19 protein-coding genes and 1 riboswitch are annotated in these 16734 nt (G+C 61.4%); of the genes, 10 read left to right on the plus strand and 9 right to left on the minus strand.

The genetic code is table 11. The annotated features are described in order from the left end of the window. Positions 1-68 precede the first annotated feature (68 nt). On the plus strand, positions 69-608 hold the full coding sequence (locus AC1D2N_RS03580; protein WP_018242727.1) for a Pycsar system effector family protein: 540 nt from the start codon (positions 69-71) through the stop codon (positions 606-608). A 103-nt stretch (positions 609-711) separates the two neighbouring features. On the opposite strand, the gene AC1D2N_RS03585 is transcribed toward AC1D2N_RS03580, so the two are convergent. Both AC1D2N_RS03585 and AC1D2N_RS03590 read right to left on the minus strand, forming a co-directional pair. Beyond that, positions 712-1200, minus strand: coding sequence for a RidA family protein (locus AC1D2N_RS03585; protein WP_115157240.1), 489 nt, complete (start codon positions 1198-1200; stop codon positions 712-714). Then, entirely contained in the window at positions 1194-1919 is a 726-nt protein-coding gene (locus AC1D2N_RS03590) for an SDR family NAD(P)-dependent oxidoreductase (protein WP_130729205.1), read from the minus strand. The genes AC1D2N_RS03585 and AC1D2N_RS03590 overlap by 7 nt, the downstream gene beginning before the upstream one ends. A 193-nt stretch (positions 1920-2112) precedes the next feature. Here AC1D2N_RS03590 and AC1D2N_RS03595 point away from each other — a divergent pair, with 193 nt between their 5' ends. Both AC1D2N_RS03595 and AC1D2N_RS03600 read left to right on the plus strand, forming a co-directional pair. After that, positions 2113-3015, plus strand: coding sequence for a LysR family transcriptional regulator (locus tag AC1D2N_RS03595; RefSeq protein WP_115157652.1), 903 nt, complete (start codon positions 2113-2115; stop codon positions 3013-3015). A gap of 113 nt (positions 3016-3128) precedes the next feature. Further along, on the plus strand, positions 3129-3905 hold the full coding sequence (locus AC1D2N_RS03600) for a DUF1194 domain-containing protein (RefSeq protein WP_028732776.1): 777 nt from the start codon (positions 3129-3131) through the stop codon (positions 3903-3905). Between the two features lie 123 nt (positions 3906-4028). On the opposite strand, the gene ampC is transcribed toward AC1D2N_RS03600, so the two are convergent. Then, positions 4029-5186 carry a class C beta-lactamase gene (gene ampC / locus AC1D2N_RS03605; RefSeq protein ID WP_115157242.1) on the minus strand — a complete coding sequence of 386 codons (1158 nt, stop codon included), beginning with the start codon at positions 5184-5186 and terminating at the stop codon, positions 4029-4031. A gap of 123 nt (positions 5187-5309) precedes the next feature. Here ampC and AC1D2N_RS03610 point away from each other — a divergent pair, with 123 nt between their 5' ends. Beyond that, on the plus strand, positions 5310-6194 hold the full coding sequence (locus tag AC1D2N_RS03610) for a LysR family transcriptional regulator (protein ID WP_018242721.1): 885 nt from the start codon (positions 5310-5312) through the stop codon (positions 6192-6194). A gap of 145 nt (positions 6195-6339) precedes the next feature. On the opposite strand, the gene AC1D2N_RS03615 is transcribed toward AC1D2N_RS03610, so the two are convergent. Both AC1D2N_RS03615 and AC1D2N_RS03620 read right to left on the minus strand, forming a co-directional pair. Then, positions 6340-7029, minus strand: a complete 690-nt coding sequence (locus AC1D2N_RS03615) for a VOC family protein (protein ID WP_028732774.1) — start codon at positions 7027-7029, stop codon at positions 6340-6342. 174 nt (positions 7030-7203) lie between these two features. Further along, positions 7204-7638, minus strand: coding sequence for a 6,7-dimethyl-8-ribityllumazine synthase (locus AC1D2N_RS03620; protein ID WP_018242719.1), 435 nt, complete (start codon positions 7636-7638; stop codon positions 7204-7206). A 78-nt stretch (positions 7639-7716) separates the two neighbouring features. Continuing rightward, a riboswitch (FMN riboswitch) is annotated at positions 7717-7859 on the minus strand. 242 nt (positions 7860-8101) lie between these two features. On the opposite strand from AC1D2N_RS03620, the gene AC1D2N_RS03625 reads away from it, so the two are divergent. Beyond that, on the plus strand, positions 8102-8548 hold the full coding sequence (locus AC1D2N_RS03625; protein ID WP_018242718.1) for an SRPBCC family protein: 447 nt from the start codon (positions 8102-8104) through the stop codon (positions 8546-8548). A 233-nt stretch (positions 8549-8781) separates the two neighbouring features. After that, positions 8782-9093, plus strand: a complete 312-nt coding sequence (locus AC1D2N_RS03630) for a GCG_CRPN prefix-to-repeats domain-containing protein (RefSeq protein WP_028732772.1) — start codon at positions 8782-8784, stop codon at positions 9091-9093. A 114-nt stretch (positions 9094-9207) separates the two neighbouring features. Here the strand turns inward: AC1D2N_RS03630 and AC1D2N_RS03635 are convergent, their stop codons facing one another. Beyond that, positions 9208-9432, minus strand: coding sequence for a hypothetical protein (locus tag AC1D2N_RS03635; protein ID WP_130729204.1), 225 nt, complete (start codon positions 9430-9432; stop codon positions 9208-9210). Positions 9433-9636: 204 nt separating this feature from the next. On the opposite strand from AC1D2N_RS03635, the gene AC1D2N_RS03640 reads away from it, so the two are divergent. The 3 genes from AC1D2N_RS03640 (at position 9637) to AC1D2N_RS03650 (ending at position 12714) form a co-directional block, all read left to right on the plus strand. Then, positions 9637-10755 carry an adenylate/guanylate cyclase domain-containing protein gene (locus AC1D2N_RS03640; protein WP_477980731.1) on the plus strand — a complete coding sequence of 373 codons (1119 nt, stop codon included), beginning with the start codon at positions 9637-9639 and terminating at the stop codon, positions 10753-10755. Positions 10756-10828: 73 nt separating this feature from the next. Continuing rightward, positions 10829-11473 carry a winged helix-turn-helix domain-containing protein gene (locus tag AC1D2N_RS03645; RefSeq protein ID WP_130717063.1) on the plus strand — a complete coding sequence of 215 codons (645 nt, stop codon included), beginning with the start codon at positions 10829-10831 and terminating at the stop codon, positions 11471-11473. Continuing rightward, positions 11470-12714, plus strand: a complete 1245-nt coding sequence (locus AC1D2N_RS03650; RefSeq protein WP_130729202.1) for an MFS transporter — start codon at positions 11470-11472, stop codon at positions 12712-12714. The genes AC1D2N_RS03645 and AC1D2N_RS03650 overlap by 4 nt, the downstream gene beginning before the upstream one ends. Here AC1D2N_RS03650 and AC1D2N_RS03655 read toward each other — a convergent pair. Together AC1D2N_RS03655 and AC1D2N_RS03660 are read right to left on the minus strand one after the other, a co-directional pair. Beyond that, on the minus strand, positions 12701-13633 hold the full coding sequence (locus AC1D2N_RS03655) for a LysR family transcriptional regulator (RefSeq protein ID WP_018242712.1): 933 nt from the start codon (positions 13631-13633) through the stop codon (positions 12701-12703). The two genes, AC1D2N_RS03650 and AC1D2N_RS03655, sit on opposite strands and share 14 nt — an antisense overlap. Before the next feature lie 195 nt (positions 13634-13828). Next, positions 13829-14752, minus strand: a complete 924-nt coding sequence (locus AC1D2N_RS03660) for a phytanoyl-CoA dioxygenase family protein (RefSeq protein ID WP_130717059.1) — start codon at positions 14750-14752, stop codon at positions 13829-13831. A gap of 97 nt (positions 14753-14849) precedes the next feature. Between AC1D2N_RS03660 and AC1D2N_RS03665 the strand changes: the two genes are divergently transcribed. Beyond that, the gene (locus AC1D2N_RS03665) at positions 14850-15677 is read left to right on the plus strand and encodes a helix-turn-helix transcriptional regulator (protein ID WP_115157251.1); all 828 of its coding nucleotides are present in this window, start codon (positions 14850-14852) and stop codon (positions 15675-15677) included. A 25-nt stretch (positions 15678-15702) separates the two neighbouring features. Here AC1D2N_RS03665 and AC1D2N_RS03670 read toward each other — a convergent pair whose 3' ends face one another. Further along, positions 15703-16725, minus strand: a complete 1023-nt coding sequence (locus AC1D2N_RS03670) for an LLM class flavin-dependent oxidoreductase (protein WP_113544282.1) — start codon at positions 16723-16725, stop codon at positions 15703-15705. Positions 16726-16734: the final 9 nt, after the last annotated feature.

Here is a 16734-nt window from a genome sequence, read left to right on the forward strand (position 1 = left end):
GCACACGTGTTCTTGAATTCGCCGTGCAGTGTAATATCAGGGAAACACTTTGTAGGTGGAGTATTCAGGTGAGCGATTTCGAAAATGCAACTGATCTTATGCTGAGCGCGCCGTCGAGCGGTGATATCAGTTCCGAGTATTTCGACCATATCAAGAAAATCAACGACATATTCTACGACCAGGTCAAGATATCTGACCAGAAGGCGGCCTATATCTTTACTTTCATGCTAGCCTTCCTGGTGAGTTCGAGCGAGGTGAGGGCAGTCTTCAGCCCGGCACGCTACGCGAGCGGGGCGCCAGGGAGCATGCTGTTCTCGGGCCTGCTTGCTGCAGCCTCGGTCTTTTCCATCCTTTCGGCGATCCTCGTCGTGTTGCCGCGCCGTTTGGACAGCTCGACCTCGCTGTTCTGGGGCGCCTGGCAGAACCACCGCGACCTGTTCTTCGAGGCGGCACTGAGGCGCGACGAACGCTATCTCTTCGACCAGTATCTCGAAAACGCCAACATCCTCTCCGCCATCGCCCGCAGCAAATATCGTTGCGTTACCTTCGCGTTCCGCGGGCTGATGGTGAGTGTGATCGCTTACGTGCTGCTGTTGGTGGCGGTGTGAGCGCAACATGGCTCAAGAGAGCCTCGGCCCTGAGGTGGCCCGGAGGGGCCTCGAAGGGCGAGGCATGCTTTCGCCGGGCACGCAGAAACGTGCCCGGCTACTTTCAATCCTCGACTTCGAGGATGAGTTCAAGTTCGATCGGCAGGCCGAGGGGCAGGCTGGCGACGCCGAGCACGACACGGCCTGAGAGTTTTTCCTCGCCGAAGACCGTAAGCAGCATTTCGGATGCTCCGTCCGCAACCTTCGGATGGTCGCGGAAATCGCCTTCGGTCGCGATATAGACGCCCAGCTTGACGACCCTAACGACCCTGTCCAGTGAACCGAGATAGTCCCTGGCGGCGGCGAGCGCACTCAGCGTTGCCGTTTCGGCCGCCTTCTTGCCGTCTTCGGCCGTCAGAGCACCGCCGACGCGGCCGATATAGCGCGGCTCATGGCCGACGACCGGCAGCATCCCGCTGAAGAAGACCAGGTTACCGGTCCTTATCGCTTCGACGTAGGCCCCAAAGGGTGTCGGCGGCGGGGGAAGCGTGATGCCGAGTTCCTGCAGCCGCCGTTCCGCGCCGGTTGCCTGCGCTTTCGCATGGTCTACCATCTGCCCAGATGTGCGCCGCCGTCGACGTGCAGCACCTCCCCGGTTACGCGCGGCGCTTCGGTGAGGAAGACGACTGCGTCGGCGATCTCCTCGACGTTCGATATGCCTGCCATCGGCGACAACGTCTTCAGGAAATCCTTCGGATTGTCCTTGTGCAGCGGCGTGTCCACCACACCGGGAGCTACAATATTGAAGCGAATTCCTTGGTTCGCATATTCCATCGCCAGGTTCTTGGAGATGGCGTTGATACCGCCCTTTGTCATCATCGACACCGAAGCGGAGAAACCGGCGATCGGATGATCGGTCAATGGCGTGGTGATGCTGACGACGCTGCCGCCGGTTTTCTGTGTGAGCATCTGCCTGACGACCAGTTGGGTCAGGTGGATGAAGCCCTCGAGATTGGTCGAGGACAATTTTTTGAAGTCGTCCATGGTGAAATCGACGAACGGCTTGGCCAGGAAAATGCCGGCATTGTTGACGAGGCCGTCGATCGAGCCGAACCGGTCGATTGCGGTCCTTGCCACCAGCGCGGCGGTTTCGGCATCGCCAATGTCACCATCGATGAGCGCCAGCTTGTCGGAGGCTTGGAAGGCGTTCGAAGTGCTGACCTGGCGCGAGGTGGCGACCACATTATAGCCGCGCTCGATGAAGGCGTTAACGAGGCCGGCTCCGATGCCCTGCGAGGCGCCCGTGACGATGACTGTTTTTTTCGTAGTCATGCTGATCTCCATAAACTGGTTCGGGCAACGCGGGCCTTGCATTTGCGAAGGCCGGGTCGCTCGAGATGGGGCTGCTGCGAATGCGCCTCCATCGGGTTGTCTTGTTTTCGCAAGGTGAATATGGCGAAAACTCCATTACCCGATTAGATGGAAATATCTGGATTCTCTTTTGCATCCATGCAAAAATATCGCCATGGCTGATCTGAACGATATCGCAGTCTTCGTGAAGGTGGCGCAGTACGGCAGCTTCAGCCGTGCTGCCCATTCCCTCGGCATGCCGGTATCGACGGTCAGCCGGAAGGTGACGTCGCTGGAGGAGCAGCTCGGCGTGACGCTGCTGCAGCGGACGACCCGCAAACTGAGCCTGACCGCCCAGGGCCGGGCCTATTACAACAGGTGCAGCGAACCGCTCGCCCATCTCCTCGACGCCGAGCAGGTACTCACCGAGACACAGAGAAAACCGGAGGGTTTGCTGAAGATCTCCGTGCCTGTCATCTTCGGACAGGAGGTCTTTTACGAATTCGTCTCGGCCTTCCTGAAGGCATATCCGAAGATCCAGGTCGATCTCTTCGTCACCAACCTGTTCCTCGATCTGATCGCGGAGAACATCGACCTCGGCATCCGTTTCGGCGAACTCAAGGATTCGACCATCGTCGCGCAGCGGCTCGGGAAGAGTGTGCGCTATCTGGTCGCTGCGCCCGAGTATCTGAAGGGCAGGGTGCTTCCCTTGAAGCCCGAAGACCTGAAGGACCATCAGTGCATTCTGTTGAACGGCCGCAACGGCGAAGCGGAATGGGATCTCGTGAACGGGCGCAAAACGGTTCGCCTGCATGTGTCGGGGCCGGTATCGAGCCGGGATTTCGATGCGGTGAGCGCCTTCACCTATCGCGGACACGGCATCGGCCTGCTGCCTTCGACCTATTGCGACGAACAGATCAGAAGTGGCGAACTCATCCGCCTGCTGCCGGACTGGTCGTCCGAGGAAATTTTCGTGCACGCCGTCTATCCCACGCGCCGCTTCCTGCCTTCCCGATTGCAGGTCTTTCTCGATGCGCTGAAGGCATGGAAGAACCCCTTGTGGCTTCCCTTGCATTGAAGGCCTTCCGCTCCATCACCGAAAATTGAAGCCGTGCGCGTGGGCGAGCGTCCTGCGTCGGCCAAGCTGTGTTAGAGTTTGCTGGCTTGGATGGCGCAGGGATTGGATTACCAATGCTGACGACACTTGCGGTGCTTATGGGGCTGACAGGCATTACCCCGGCCGCGCAGGCGGGGGGAAGCGAGGTCGACGTGACGCTGGTGCTCGCCGTCGACACCTCGCGGTCGATGGATTTCGAGGAGATCGGCATCCAGCGCGAGGGCTATGTCGAGGCGCTCAAGCACAAGGAATTCATCGACGCGGTGAAGGGCGGGCTGACCGGCCGCATTGCCATCAGCTATTTCGAATGGGCAGGCTATGTCGTCCAGGATTCCGTGATCGACTGGCAGGTGATCGAGACGGAAGAGGATGCGATCGCGTTTGCCGACAAGCTCGAAGCCAGGCCGATTGCCACGCAGCGGCGCACATCGATCTCCACCGCGATCGCCCAGGGCGCCAGCATGATCGTTTCCAGTCCCTTTCAGTCCAGGCGGCAGGTGATCGATGTCTCCGGCGATGGGCCGAACAACTCAGGCGATCCCGTCACCCCCGCCCGCGACAAGGCGGTGGAAGCAGGCATGATCATCAACGGCCTGGCCATCATGCTGCGGCCCTCCGATGCGCCGAACGGGCTCGACAAATATTATGCGGATTGCGTGATCGGCGGCCCCGGCGCCTTCGTGCTGCCGGTCCGCAAGATCGAGGATTTCGCCGTTGCCGTGCGCCGCAAGCTGGTGCTGGAGATCAGTGACCTTTCCCGGCCGGCGACGGTGCAGAAGATCGCTGGCGCTGAGGCGGGCACTGACTGCCTGATCGGTGAGAAGCAGTGGCGGGACATCTTCGACCGCTGATGCCAGAACAGGATGATTTTAGGCCGGGTCGGCCTAAAATCTCAATCCTGTCCTGAATTACATAGTTAGAGCATGATGTCGTCCGAAAACCGCGCACACTTTTCGGCATCATGCTCTACCGGGTCAGCGCGCGGAAGTTATATCCGTCAGTATTTGGTAAGCGGCAGAGACTCGATCCTCGTTGGGATAGTTTTTATTGGCCAAGATGACGATGCCAACTCGCTCTTTCGGGATGAACGCGACATAGGCGCCGAAACCATTCGTTGAGCCGGTCTTATTTATCCATACATCGTCGCGCGGTTCCATTGCGAGCTTCAGTTGCTTGACGGGAATGGTTTTCAGCATCGCGCTGGAATTGTTTTCCATCAACGTCGTCAGCGTCGCGGGATAAGAATACTGCTCCCAAATAAGGTCTTGGGTCATTGCGCCGACATCGAAATATTCGCGATGCGTATTCGTGATCGCCTGCTGGAGCTTTTCGTCCAGCTCGACGAGGCCCATGTTCGCGTCGATGAACCGGATCATGTCGCTTGCTGTGGATTTCACTCCATAGGCCTCGGATGAAAGAATGGCAGGTGTCATACGAACCGGCTCACCGCTTCGCTTGTAACCTTGGGCATAGTCGGCCATCCGCGATTTCGGCACATCGATAAACGTGCTTTTCAATCCAAGGGAGGGAAACAGTTTGCCTTCCATCAAGGCGACGAAACCATCGTCCATGCTTTTCGCCGTTATATAGCCAAGCATCCCGATGCTTGGATTGGCGTAAGTTCGATGGGTTCCAGCCTCGTATGAAGGATGCCAGGCTTCAAAATAGTCCATCAGTTGTTTTTCGGTTTTGACGTCATCAGGAATTTGCAGCGGAAATCCGCCAGCCGTGTGGGTGCCCAAATTCATCAGCGCGACATCGCCGAAGGGGCTTCCCTTCATCGATGGAAGATATTTGCTTGCCTTGTCCGACAGCGAAAGTCGGCCGGTCACCTCAGCGTAGGATGTGAGGGTCACTGTAAACGTTTTGCTGATTGACCCGAGTTCGAACATGGTGGCCGCAGTGACGGGCTTGTCGGTGTCCTTCGACACGACGCCGTAGTTGAAGATGTGGTCCTCTCCGTCAACGGTAATGGCAACGGCCATGCCCGGGATGCCGTATTTATCCATGATCGGTTTGATCGCGTTGTCCGAGATGGCTTGCAGTTTCATCTCGTCAGCCGCAAAGCCATTTGAGGAAATGCATGTCGCGACCAGGGCGGCTGATAGAATTCCTATCCAATCAAGCTTCATTTTTTCATCCTCCAGACGCGGTTCAATCAGCGCAAAGGCGCATGAGGACGGCGTTTAATGGCACTGTTTTGCGGCAGCAAACGATGATATCTCGGAGGAGATACAAGAAAATCTAGGGCTAAGATGGTTCGGCAATTCCTCCCTTTGAATGGCTTGAGAGCCTTCGAAGCTTCGGCGAGACATCTCAGCTTCACCCGCGCCGCAATCGAACTTTGCGTTACTCAGGCCGCCGTAAGCCAGCAGGTCAAAAGCCTCGAGAAGCGATTGGGCGTTGCGCTTTTCCAGCGCCTCCCAAAGGGTTTGAAAATCACCGCGGAAGGTGAAGCTCTTTTGCCGACGTTGACCAATTCCTTCGATCAAATGGCAATCACGCTGGACAGGATTGAAGCCGGGCAAGTTCGGGAATTGCTGTTTTTGGGCGTGGTTGGAACCTTTGCTGTCGGCTGGTTGTTGCCAAGGCTTCCGGATTTTCAACAGCAGCATCCATTCATCGACGTGCGCATTTCGACAAACAATAATCGCGTCGATATGGCCGCTGAGGGGCTGCATTTTGCCATTCGCTTCGGCAGCGGCTCCTGGCACGGCACAGAAGCACTGCGTCTGTTCGACGCTCCGCTTTCGCCTCTGTGCACCCCCAGACTGGCAGACCGTTTAAGCTCGCCCGCAGATCTGGCCGAAGCGACGCTTTTGCGGAGCTATAGGGCCGACGAGTGGAGTACCTGGTTCGCGGCAGCTGATGTTCCGCCGGCGGCACAGGTCAACGCAGGGATCGTTTTTGACTCTTCCCTCGCCATGATGGAGGCGGCCATGCAAGGATTGGGAATTGCTCTGGCGCCGCCGTCGATGTTTTCCAGGCATCTGTCATCAGGGGCTATATTACAACCTTTTCCCACGACCATATCATTGGGCAGCTATTGGCTGACTCGACTTCAATCAAGGCCGCCAACGGCAGCCATGCTCGCATTTTCAGATTGGATAACGTCGCAGATCTCTTCCGCATCTCAATGACAGCTTCTGGCGGATCGCGATCCTCGACCTGACGTCGGCAAGGAGATCGGTGAATTTGGTGAGGCATAGACACGATAAAACATTTCGGTATGGCGCGCGCCATACCGAAATGCCCTTGCTTCTCAGAGGATGTTGCCGCTTTTGCCTATAAGGGCAGCTGCTTGCCGGCCTGTTCGCTGACCATGTATTCCGCGTACCAGTCCGGCCAGCCTTCGTCGTGCTTGCCGCCGTTTCGCTTCTCGTGTTCACCATGGGCAGTTGCCGCACGGCGGAGTGCTGACGCAAGCTCGGTCGACGTCGTGAATTTCGTCTCGTCGGCGTCGATGCGCCCCGGTAGCCGCGTGGTGACTTCCTGGAACAGCCAGCCGTTGCCGTCGGGATCCTTGAATGAGGCGAAGGAGCGATAGCTGCGGTGATCGGGATCGCGGCCGGCGATCCGCAGGCGGCCGAACAGATAGGGTTCGTCCTTTCCGGCATAGACGCCGGCAGCGTCATGGAACACTTCGCTCACCTCGATGCCGCGGGCGATGAGATCGCGGCGGGCGGCCTCGATGTCGGAGACGATCAGGTAAAGCCCCTGGGCGGAACCGGGGGCCGCGGCGGTGACGTTCTTGCCGAAGATGATCGCGCAGCCGGAGCCGGGCGGGGTAAACTGAATTACACGGAAATCGGCATCATTGGCGAAGTCGGCGTCGAGCCGCCAGCCCAGGCCGTCGTAGAAACGTTTGGCACGATCGACGTCGGAAACAGGGATGACGACCACCTCGAGCTTGGTGTCGACGGGCTGTGTTCTCGGGGTCTCAATGGGGGTTTCACTGCGCATTGCATTGCTCATCTTCAGCTCCTTGGGGTTTTGGATGCGTTAAGAATGGCGATACATGTCAGTGGCCAGTGGACCACAGCGCGGTGAGGCCGTCGAATCAATTATTCTGTCTGATTTGGCCGTGTAGCGGATTTGTATCGAAGCGGCGGGACTGTTCCCGCCGTCTTCTGCTCGTCGAACCGCTGACTACGCGGCAAGAGCGGCGCGGGTTTTGCCGATCGTCAGAGCTGCCTTTGCCGCTTCACGGCCTTTCTCGACGAAGTGCGCGCGGTAGATCTGCTTGTGATGTTCGGTTTCCTGATACTGGTGCGGCGTCAGTGACACCGACAGCACCGGCACGCCCGTATCCATGCCGGCGCGCATCAGCCCATCGACGACGGCCTGGGCGACGAATTCGTGGCGGTAGATTCCGCCGTCGACGACGAAGGCGGCGGCAATGACGGCGCCGTAACGCCCGGTTGCCGCAAGATCGCGGGAAAGCAGCGGCATCTCGAATGCGCCGGGAACATCGAACACGTCGACCTGCTCGGGCGGAACGAGTTGGTAGAAGCCATCAAGTGCGCGGTCGACGATGTCGGCGTGCCAGCTGGCTTTGACGAAGGCGTAGCGGGTGGGTGTCACGGTAATCTCCTTTGGCGAACAGACACATCACCCAAGGCGATCACGAACGTTCCCGACAGCCGCAAGGGCGGCAGGAACGCACGTTCTCTTTCATCCGGACTATGACCGTCGGCTCAGGCATCTCACCTGATCTGCTGACCCTTCCTGAGAAGGCGCTCGCGGGCTCGCAATCAAAATTGCATACCGCCGGTAGGGACTTTCACCCCGCCCTGAGAACGGCGCGAACAATAGTGGGAAGGCGGCGGGCTGGCAATAGGTCGAATGCTTTCGCGACCGGAGCTGGATCAGGGCTCTCCAAGCGGCGCTTTCGCTCGTTCGCCGATGGCGACGGGCAATCCCTCTTGCGGAGGAGGGGCTTGCGCCTACATGCTCTCTGTGAGGACATCTAGGTCAGAAATACCACGACAAGACAGGACGCGCTGTCTCCGCCTGGGCGGGGCCGTGACAACCATGGGAGAGAGTGATGCCAGAATCTTTCGTCGTTCACCGCGAGGCGCATATCGCGGCGCCGCCGGCCGCGGTGTTTGCGCTGATGACCGATCCGGAGAAGATCCTGCGCTGGATGGGAACGGAAGCGCAGGTCGAGCCGCAGCCCGGCGGACTCTATCTCGTCAACGTCACCGGCGCCCGCTTTGCGCGCGGCTCGTTTCGTGAGGTGGTGCCGGTTCATCGCCTTGCCTACAGCTTCGGCTGGGACGGCAGCGAGGTGGTGCCGCCGGGGTCGAGCCTGGTCGAGATCGACCTGATCGAGCAGGGGGGCGGAACGCTGTTGCGGCTCACCCATAGCGGCCTGCCCAGCGCCGATCAATGCGCCGGCCATGCGGAAGGCTGGGCCCATTACCTCGGGCGGCTGACCGAAGTCGCCGCCGGGCGTGATCCAGGTCCTGACCCTTTTTACGGCAGGACGTAGCCCGGCTTTTCCGCCTTCAACATCGCCCGCTGCCAGAACAGGATGATTATAGGCGGGATCTGCCAAAAGTCTGAATTCTGTTCTAAATTAAAGAGTTAGGGCATAAGGTCGTCCGAAAACCGCTCACGCTTTTCGGCATCATGCTCTAGCGCCAAACATGAACACGCAGTTCATCTCCAGTTCAATTTAGTGGCCATAAAGTGGGGACGGCTGGATTGAAAATGGAGTTCTCGATGAAAGCGCTTTCTATCGCGGCCGCCTTGCTCGTTGGCGGCCTCTCGATCGGCACAGCTGAGGCGACGCCGATGGGGACAATCAATGTCCAGAGCAATGTCACAAAGGTCGACTACGCCTGCGGTCGCGGCTGGCATCTGACGCGCTGGGGCGAATGCCGGCGAAACTGGAGACGCCCGCCGCCGGTAGCTTTCTACGGTGGTCCGCCCCGCTGGGGCTGGGAGCGGCGTCACCGGGATTGGGATGATGGCCCGCGCTGGCGCCATGAGAGGCGCTGGGATCGCGACCGGCGTTGGCGGGATGACGACTAAAGGTCTCGCTTAGATGTAATGGATGAAGGCCGGAGCGATTTTCGCCCGGCCTTTTCTAATGAAACAGCTTCGCCCACGCTGACAGCCAGCGTTCTCCCGATTTGCCCGAGAGGGTCAGATCCTGCCGACGAGCCAGTGCTTGTCGTCGATCAATTCCTCGAGCTCGATGGGATCCTTGACGCCGAATTCGAACCATTCGACGAGTTCTTTCGCCTTGCGGCTGCTCTCCTCCGCCGTCAGCTCGACCTGATACCTTTCGCACCATCGCCAAAGGATCGACGTCAGCAGCGTCATGTCATTCCCATCCAGCGGATCTTTCGGCCAGAATATCGTGCCCATCGTACCCCTCAATCACACGATGACGAACGGCCCTATAATGGAATCAAACTCGCGCAAGTTTAAAGTGTTTATTTTTTGTTTTCCACCGTGGCGAATGGTTTTCGACAGGGGAGCGGACGTCCTTTTTCGAATCCGGGGATGACCGCAAGCGGTCACTCCGGGGATGTCCTTGCGGCCGCCCCGGTGAGCGTGCGATGTTAAGCCATGGATCTGCCGTCCCCCCTTGCCTGGCTGATTGACGAGGCCGGCGCCTCGCCTGGTCCCGAACGGTTTCTGGCCGAACTCGGGCGCCGGCTGCTGGCCGATGGCCTGCCGCTTTCCGGTGGCGCGCTGACGCTTTCGGTGCCGCATCCGATCATCGCGCGGCGCACCTGGCTGTGGCGGGCCGAGACCGGTGCTGTCATCGAGGCGTTGGCCTTCGCCGCGGCTCCGCAGAGTGAGGCCGGGCGCGAGTGGCTGGCCGGGCTGGGACCGGTATGGGAGGACAGGATCGGGCCTGCACAGGACAATCAGATATCTGACAGACCGGTGCTCGGCTGGGCGGGTATCGCCAATGGGGCAGGGGCCGGTGCATTCGGCCCGGCTGAGGCTGGCCTGCTGCGCGAGGTCGCGCGTTTTGCTGGAGCGCCGCTCGCGGCCTTGGCGGCGCGGGAGGCGAAGGCCGCGCTGCTTGAAGCCTATCTCGGCCGGCGCAGCGCCGCCCGGGTGCAGGCCGGCGCCCTTGCCCGCGGCACCGGCGAGACCATCCGCGCAGCCCTTCTCTGCGCCGATCTGCGCGACTTCACCGCGCTCTCCGAGGTGACAGAGCCTCACGTGATGATCACTGCACTAGACGCCTGGTTCGACCGTGTCGCAGGCGCCGTGCATGCCTTCGGGGGCGAGGTGCTGAAGTTCATCGGCGACGGCGTGCTGGCGATCTTTCCGGTCACGGCCACGTCGAGCGAGGGCGACGCCGCCCGAGGGGATTGCGAGGCCTGCGAGGCAGCACTGCGCGCGGTCGCCGCCAGCCGCGCCGGCATGGCCCATCTCGATCAGGTGCGCCAGGCGCAGGGGCTGGCGCCGCTGCCCTTCGGCGCAGCATTGCATTTCGGCGAGATCCTGTGGGGCAATATTGGTGCTGCCGACCGGTTGGACTTTACCGCCATCGGCCCCGCCGTCAATCTGGTCAGCCGGCTGGAAGGGCTGTGCAAGCCGCTCGGCCGAAGCGTGCTGATCTCGGGCGCGGTTGCGGCGAATGCGGCGACGGCACTGATGCCGCTCGGAGAGCACACCTTGCGTGGCATCGCCGACCCTTGCGCGGTCTTCACCCTGCCTGAGGATTGAGCTGCGGATAGGGCACTTGCATTTATGCAAAGAAAGCTTTGCAAAGATATATTTGCAATAGTAGGCTTCCGGCATGAAAAATCCGCGCCCGCAGCCTGCTCAATCCGCCACCGCACCCCGCACCCTCAGCCGTGTCGTGCCCGATCCAACCGCGCTGAAGGCGCTGACGCATCCTGTCCGGCTACGCATGCTCGGCATGCTGCGGGTCGATGGACCCGCCACCGCGACGCAGCTTGCGGCGCGGCTCGGGCTGAATAGCGGCGCGACCAGCTATCACCTACGTCAGCTCGCCCAGTACGGCTTCATCGAGGAAGCGCCGCATGCTTCGCGGCGCGACCGCTGGTGGCGCGCCAGCCACGAGCTCACCTCGGTGCCGGCAAGCGAGGTTGAGGGCGAAGGGTTGGATCTCGATCTCGCCTTCAACCAGGCGATACTCTCTCTGCAGGTCGGCCATATGCAGCAGGCGCTGGAGGAATATGCCGAGCTGCCGGCGGAATGGCGCAAGGCGAGTACAGCCAGCGACATCATCATCCCGATGACGGCGGAACAGGCCGAAGCCCTGACCAGGCGGCTGACCGATATCATTCTCGAAGCGATGCGGGTGGCTCCGCCTTTGGGAGAGCTCGCACCCCCGGATATGGTTCCTTTCTCGATCATGCTGCACGCCTTTCCCTATCCGGGCCGGCTCCCGCATCGCGAGGGGGATGATGGGTCATGAAGAAGGGCGGGCCATTCCTGGCGCTTGCCGCGGCCGAGACGCTTTCGCTTTCCGGCACGCGGCTGTCGACCATCGCTATTCCCTGGCTGGTGCTGAGCACGACGGGCAGCCCCGTTTTAACAGGGCTGACGGCGATGATGGAGATGCTGCCCTATGTCGCCGCCAAGGCGCTCAGTGGGCCGCTGATCGACCGCGTCGGCCCGAAGCGCATCGCTGTCGTCTGCGACATCGCTTCGGTGGCCGTGGTGATGCTGGTGCCGATGCTCGACTGGTTCGGCCTGCTTGGTATGCCGCTGCTGCTGCCTGTTGTCTTTGCCATGGGTGTGCTGCGCGGTCCATCCGATGCTGCCAAACAGGCGATGGTGCCGGATATTGCCGAATTGGCGGCCGTGCCGATCGAACGGGTGACCGGCGTCGTCGGCGCCATCGAGCGGCTGGCCTCAACGGCGGGTGCTGCGGGTGCCGGAGCGCTGATCGGCTTGATCGGCCCGGGCCAGGCGCTCGTCGTCAATGCCATTACCTTCGCTGCCGCGGCGCTGATCGTTGGAGTGGGCATCCCCCGGCTCAGGAGTATGTCTGAGCTACGCGACGCGCCCGAGGCCCGGCCGGGCGGGATGTCGTCCTATCTCGGCGATCTCAGGGAAGGCTGGCGCTTTCTGCGCGGCGACGCGGTCCTCGTCAGCATTGTCATCATGGTGGCGACCACCAACCTGCTGGACCAGGCCTATCACGCGGTGCTGCTGCCCGTCTGGACGCAGAGCTCAGGCCATGGCCCGGAATTGCTGGGGGCGATGTTTTCGGCCTTCACCGGCGCCTCGATCGCGGGTGCTGCGATTGCCGCTGCGATCGGCGAGCGGATGCCGCGCCTGATGGTTTATACCGTGGCCTTCCTGCTGACCGGATTTCCGCGCTTTCTCGTTATTGCGCTGGATGCGCCGCTCTCCCTCATCTTCCTCACCCTGACAATCGCGGGATTTGCCTCGGGCTTCCTCAATCCGATCCTGTCGGCAGTGATCTTCGAGCGCATCCCCAAGCCGCTGACCGGCCGTGTCACCGCGATGAACGCCGCCCTCTGCTTCGCGCTCATCCCCTTCGGCGGCCTCGTCGGCGGCGCACTGATCAGCATGATCGGCCTTGCCGCGGCGCTCTCGCTCACCGGGGTCGCCTATCTCGCCGCAACGCTCTTTCCCCTGGCGCTGAAGAGCTTCCGCGGCTTCTACAAGCCTATCACCCAGAGCTAGCGTCGCGGTTGCTTGCCTGGCCCAGGTGCCCAAGCTCCTCGACCATCAGATCGATGAAACGGCGGACACGCGGTTCCAGCAGGCGTTTGTCGGGATAGAGAGCGACGATCTTTGCGTCGTCAGTTTCGAGGCCGGGCAGGACCTGCCGGAGGCGCCCGGCGAGGAGATCATCGGCGACGAGAAAATCGGGAAGGAGGGCAATCCCTAGTCCCGCCAGGGCGGCGTCGCGGATCGCCTCTGCGCTGTCGAGCCTCAGACGGCTGCGCCCTTGCGCTTTGACCCAGGGACCGCCTTCCCCGCGAAAGCGCCAGCCCTGCCTTTGATTGCGGCTGGCAAAGATCAGGCAGTCGTGGGCCGTGATATCGTCGATATCGCCCGGCTCCCCGCGCTCTGCGAGGTAAGACGGCGAAGCGCAGAGCCGCGCCTTGTATCTGGCGACCGTGCGCGCGATCAGGCCGGTGTCCGTCGCCGTCGCGCCGATCCGGATTGCCAGATCGAAGCCGTCCTCGACGATGTCGGCCGGGCGATCGGTGAAGCTCACTTCGACCTGGATGTCGGGCCAGGCCCGAAGATATTTTTTAAGCAGGGGCAGCATGACGAGCCGCCCGAAGGCATCGGGAACAGTGAGCCTGAGAACGCCTCGCGGCGTGCTGTTCTGCCCTGCCACGCTCGCCTCCGCCTCGTCGACCGATGTAAGAATCTGCAGCCCGCGCTCGTAGAACATCCGGCCTTCGTCGGTCAGGCTCAGCGTCCTCGTCGTGCGGTTGAGCAGGCGCGCGCCGAGCCGGTCTTCCAGGCGGATGACCGCCTTGCCTGCCGCCGAACGGGAAAGGCCCATGGCTTGGCCGCCGGCGATAAAGCTCCCCGCATCGACGACGGCCATGAAGATCAGGATATCGTTCAAGTTTGTACGCGGCATGAGGCAACTCGAGCGGTTCGGCTAGATCAATAAGTCGGGCAGTCATGGGATCGTTCAAGGCCCGGACCATCAACGCCCATCGCGGCAGTAAGGTCCCCTACGCTTCGCTTCTATGTAGACGTCCTTTCGCCAATCAACCTGCTATAGCAGCCATTGCACCGGATCGCAGGCAAAGATGGGCACTGGAAAGCCGGGCTACAGCATGTCGCCGAGGCTCCAGTGGTTGTTCCATCGGACGTCGATCTCGTCGTCGACATTCTGATATCTTATGTCGGTGGAGAGGCGCAGCCGCCGGCTGCGGTCCTGATTGATGGTCGAGGCGTGGATCATGTAGGGCGAGTGGAGCACCACGTCACCGGCCTCATAATCGGCCGCGAGCCAGCGGGTGTCGAAGCGCTCCGCCATATCCGGGAGATCCTTCGAGACCCAGCCGCCTTCCGCCATGTGGCTGTTATAGGCGCTGATCCGCTCGTCCGGGGAAAGATCGCCACTCCTGGCCCGGAACTCGGCTTCCATCTTGACGCCCAGCGCGTGCGAGCCTTCGAGGTAAACCAGGCCGCCCATCTCGGTGGGGATGTCGCCGATTGGAATCCAGGCCGTCACCAGGCGGCTGGTGCCGCCGCGGAGATAGACGAGATCGTAGTGGGCGGGCGTGGCCGTCGACGATCCCGGCTGGACGAAACGCATGAGCTTGCGCTTATGCAGATAGGAAATGCCCTGCAGGAAATCGTCCATGAAGCGGGCGAGCGGCGGTTGCGCACAAAAGCCTTCATAGGCGGCTGAGCGGACGAGCGACATCAGGCGGCGATCCGCCAGGCTCCTGTCGAAGTCACCGGCAGACGCAATGCCAAGGGAAAAATCGCTGCCGGGCTCGATCAGTCCGGTTTCGGCGAGATGTTCGAGGACCCAGCGGCGGAAGTCGATCACGCCAGCCTTCGGCAGAAGGCCTTTCAGCCAGACATAGCCATCGTCCTGGTAGCGGCGGCGGATGGCGTCGACGCCGATGGCGGGATCGGTCGGCGTGAGCCAGCCCGTTCGCTCCGCAGGCAAGGTCTTGCCATCGGCGGCAAGGGGAAATTCCGGCTTTCGGACCTGCATGACCTCCGCAGCAATTGACATTTCACTCCTCCGTCGCTTGAGTTGGTTTGTCATCAATTACCTGATCCTGCGCGCCAACCGACATAGAGGAAATTCACACCTGGACTTTTCGCTCATCATGAGAAACACTGAAGCCATCTATAGAACGCCGCTTGCCGCTGCCGGCGGACTTGCGGTCACCGGCAGCGGCAGGCAGCAGGCCCGCCGTGCGGTGACGGAGCGAAAACTCCCGAGTTTCGCCGTTGTCCTGGTAGAGCGCGGGCAGGGCTGGCTGGAAACCGCCGCCAGCGGCCGCCTGAGCCTGACTGGACCTGCATTGTTCTGGCTGTTTCCCAACCGGGTGCATTCCTATGGCCCCGACGAAGGCGGCTGGGACGAGCGCTGGGCGCTTTTCGAAGGATCTTTCACGCGGGACTTCGTGAGGTTGAGGATCATCTCCGAGCGACATCCCGTCGTGGCTTTGCATCATCTCGATGAGATGGTCCGGCTGTTCGGCAAGCTTCATGCCGATCTGCTTGACGATACCAATCTCGGGCAGGCATCGGCGGCATTGATGCTGCATCGCATCGTCATATCAGTCGCCAGACAGGCAAGTGGCGCGGCCGATCGACGCCAGGAAAGGCCGCCCGACATGGCGAAAATCGTGGAAACGCTACGGCGGCGGGCGATGCAACCGTTGGACCTCGCAGCCTTTGCCGCCGAGCACGGCATGTCGCCGGCCACGCTGCGCAGGCGGTTCACGCTCGAAACCGGATTGCCTCCCAAGGCATTTCAGCTTCGGGCGCGCATGGATCATGCCAAACAGTTATTGGCAACCACCGACGAAAAGATCGAAACGGTGGCCGCCATGATCGGCCTGGACGATCCGTTTTATTTTTCGCGTGTTTTTCACGAACGTGAAGGCTGCAGCCCTCGCGAATTCCGCGAGAGGTATCCGCGAGTTTGAGAGGCCGGCAGCTGTGGCCGGAGCGTCAGCGCCAACCCATCGCAGGCGCGACATGGGTCAGGATAGCTTCGATGACATGAGCGTTGTAGTCGACGCCGAGCTGGTTGGGGACGGTGAGCAGCAGCGTGTCGGCTTCGGCGATTGCCTCGTCCTCGGCGAGCTGCTTGATCAGGGCATCGGGTTCGGCGGCATAGCTGCGACCGAAGATCGCCCGGGTCTTCTCGTCGATGAAGCCGATCTTGTCCTCACCGTCGTTGCCGTAGCCGAAATAGGCGCGGTCGCGATCGTCGACGAGCGCGAAGATGCTGCGGCTGACCGAGACGCGAGGCTGGCGCGTGTGGCCGGCTTCTTTCCAGGCCTCGCGGTATGCCCGGATCTGGTCGGCCTGCTGGACGTGGAAGGGCTCTCCCGTCTCATCGTCCTTCAGCGTCGAGCTCTGCAGGTTCATACCAAGTTTGGCTGCCCACACGGCGGTGGCATTGGAGCTGGCGCCCCACCAGATCCGTTCACGCAGGCCCTCGGAATGCGGCTCGAGGCGCAGCAGGCCAGGCGGGTTCGGAAACATTGGCCGCGGGTTCGGCTTGGCAAAACCTTCGCCGCGCAACACTTCGAGGAAGACTTCGGCATGGTGGCGGGCCATGTCGGCCTCGCTCTGGCCTTCGGGCGGGGCATAGCCGAAATGGCGCCAGCCATCGATCACCTGTTCGGGCGAACCGCGGCTGATGCCGAGCTGCAGACGGCCGCCGGCGATGAGGTCGGCCGCACCGGCATCTTCGGCCATGTAGAGCGGGTTTTCGTAGCGCATGTCGATGACGGCAGTGCCGATCTCGATGCGGCTGGTTCTCGCGCCGACGGCTGATAGCAGCGGGAAGGGTGCTGCCAGCTGTCGGGCGAAGTGGTGCACGCGGAAATACGCCCCGTCAGCACCGAGCTCCTCGGCCGCGACGGCAAGGTCGATCGACTGCAGCAACGCATCGCCGGCCGAGCGCGTCTGCGATTGGGGCGAGGGCGTCCAGTGCCCGAACGAGAGAAAACCGATCTTCTTCATACCGATGCC

The organism is Rhizobium sp. P1_B8 (assembly GCF_056406515.1).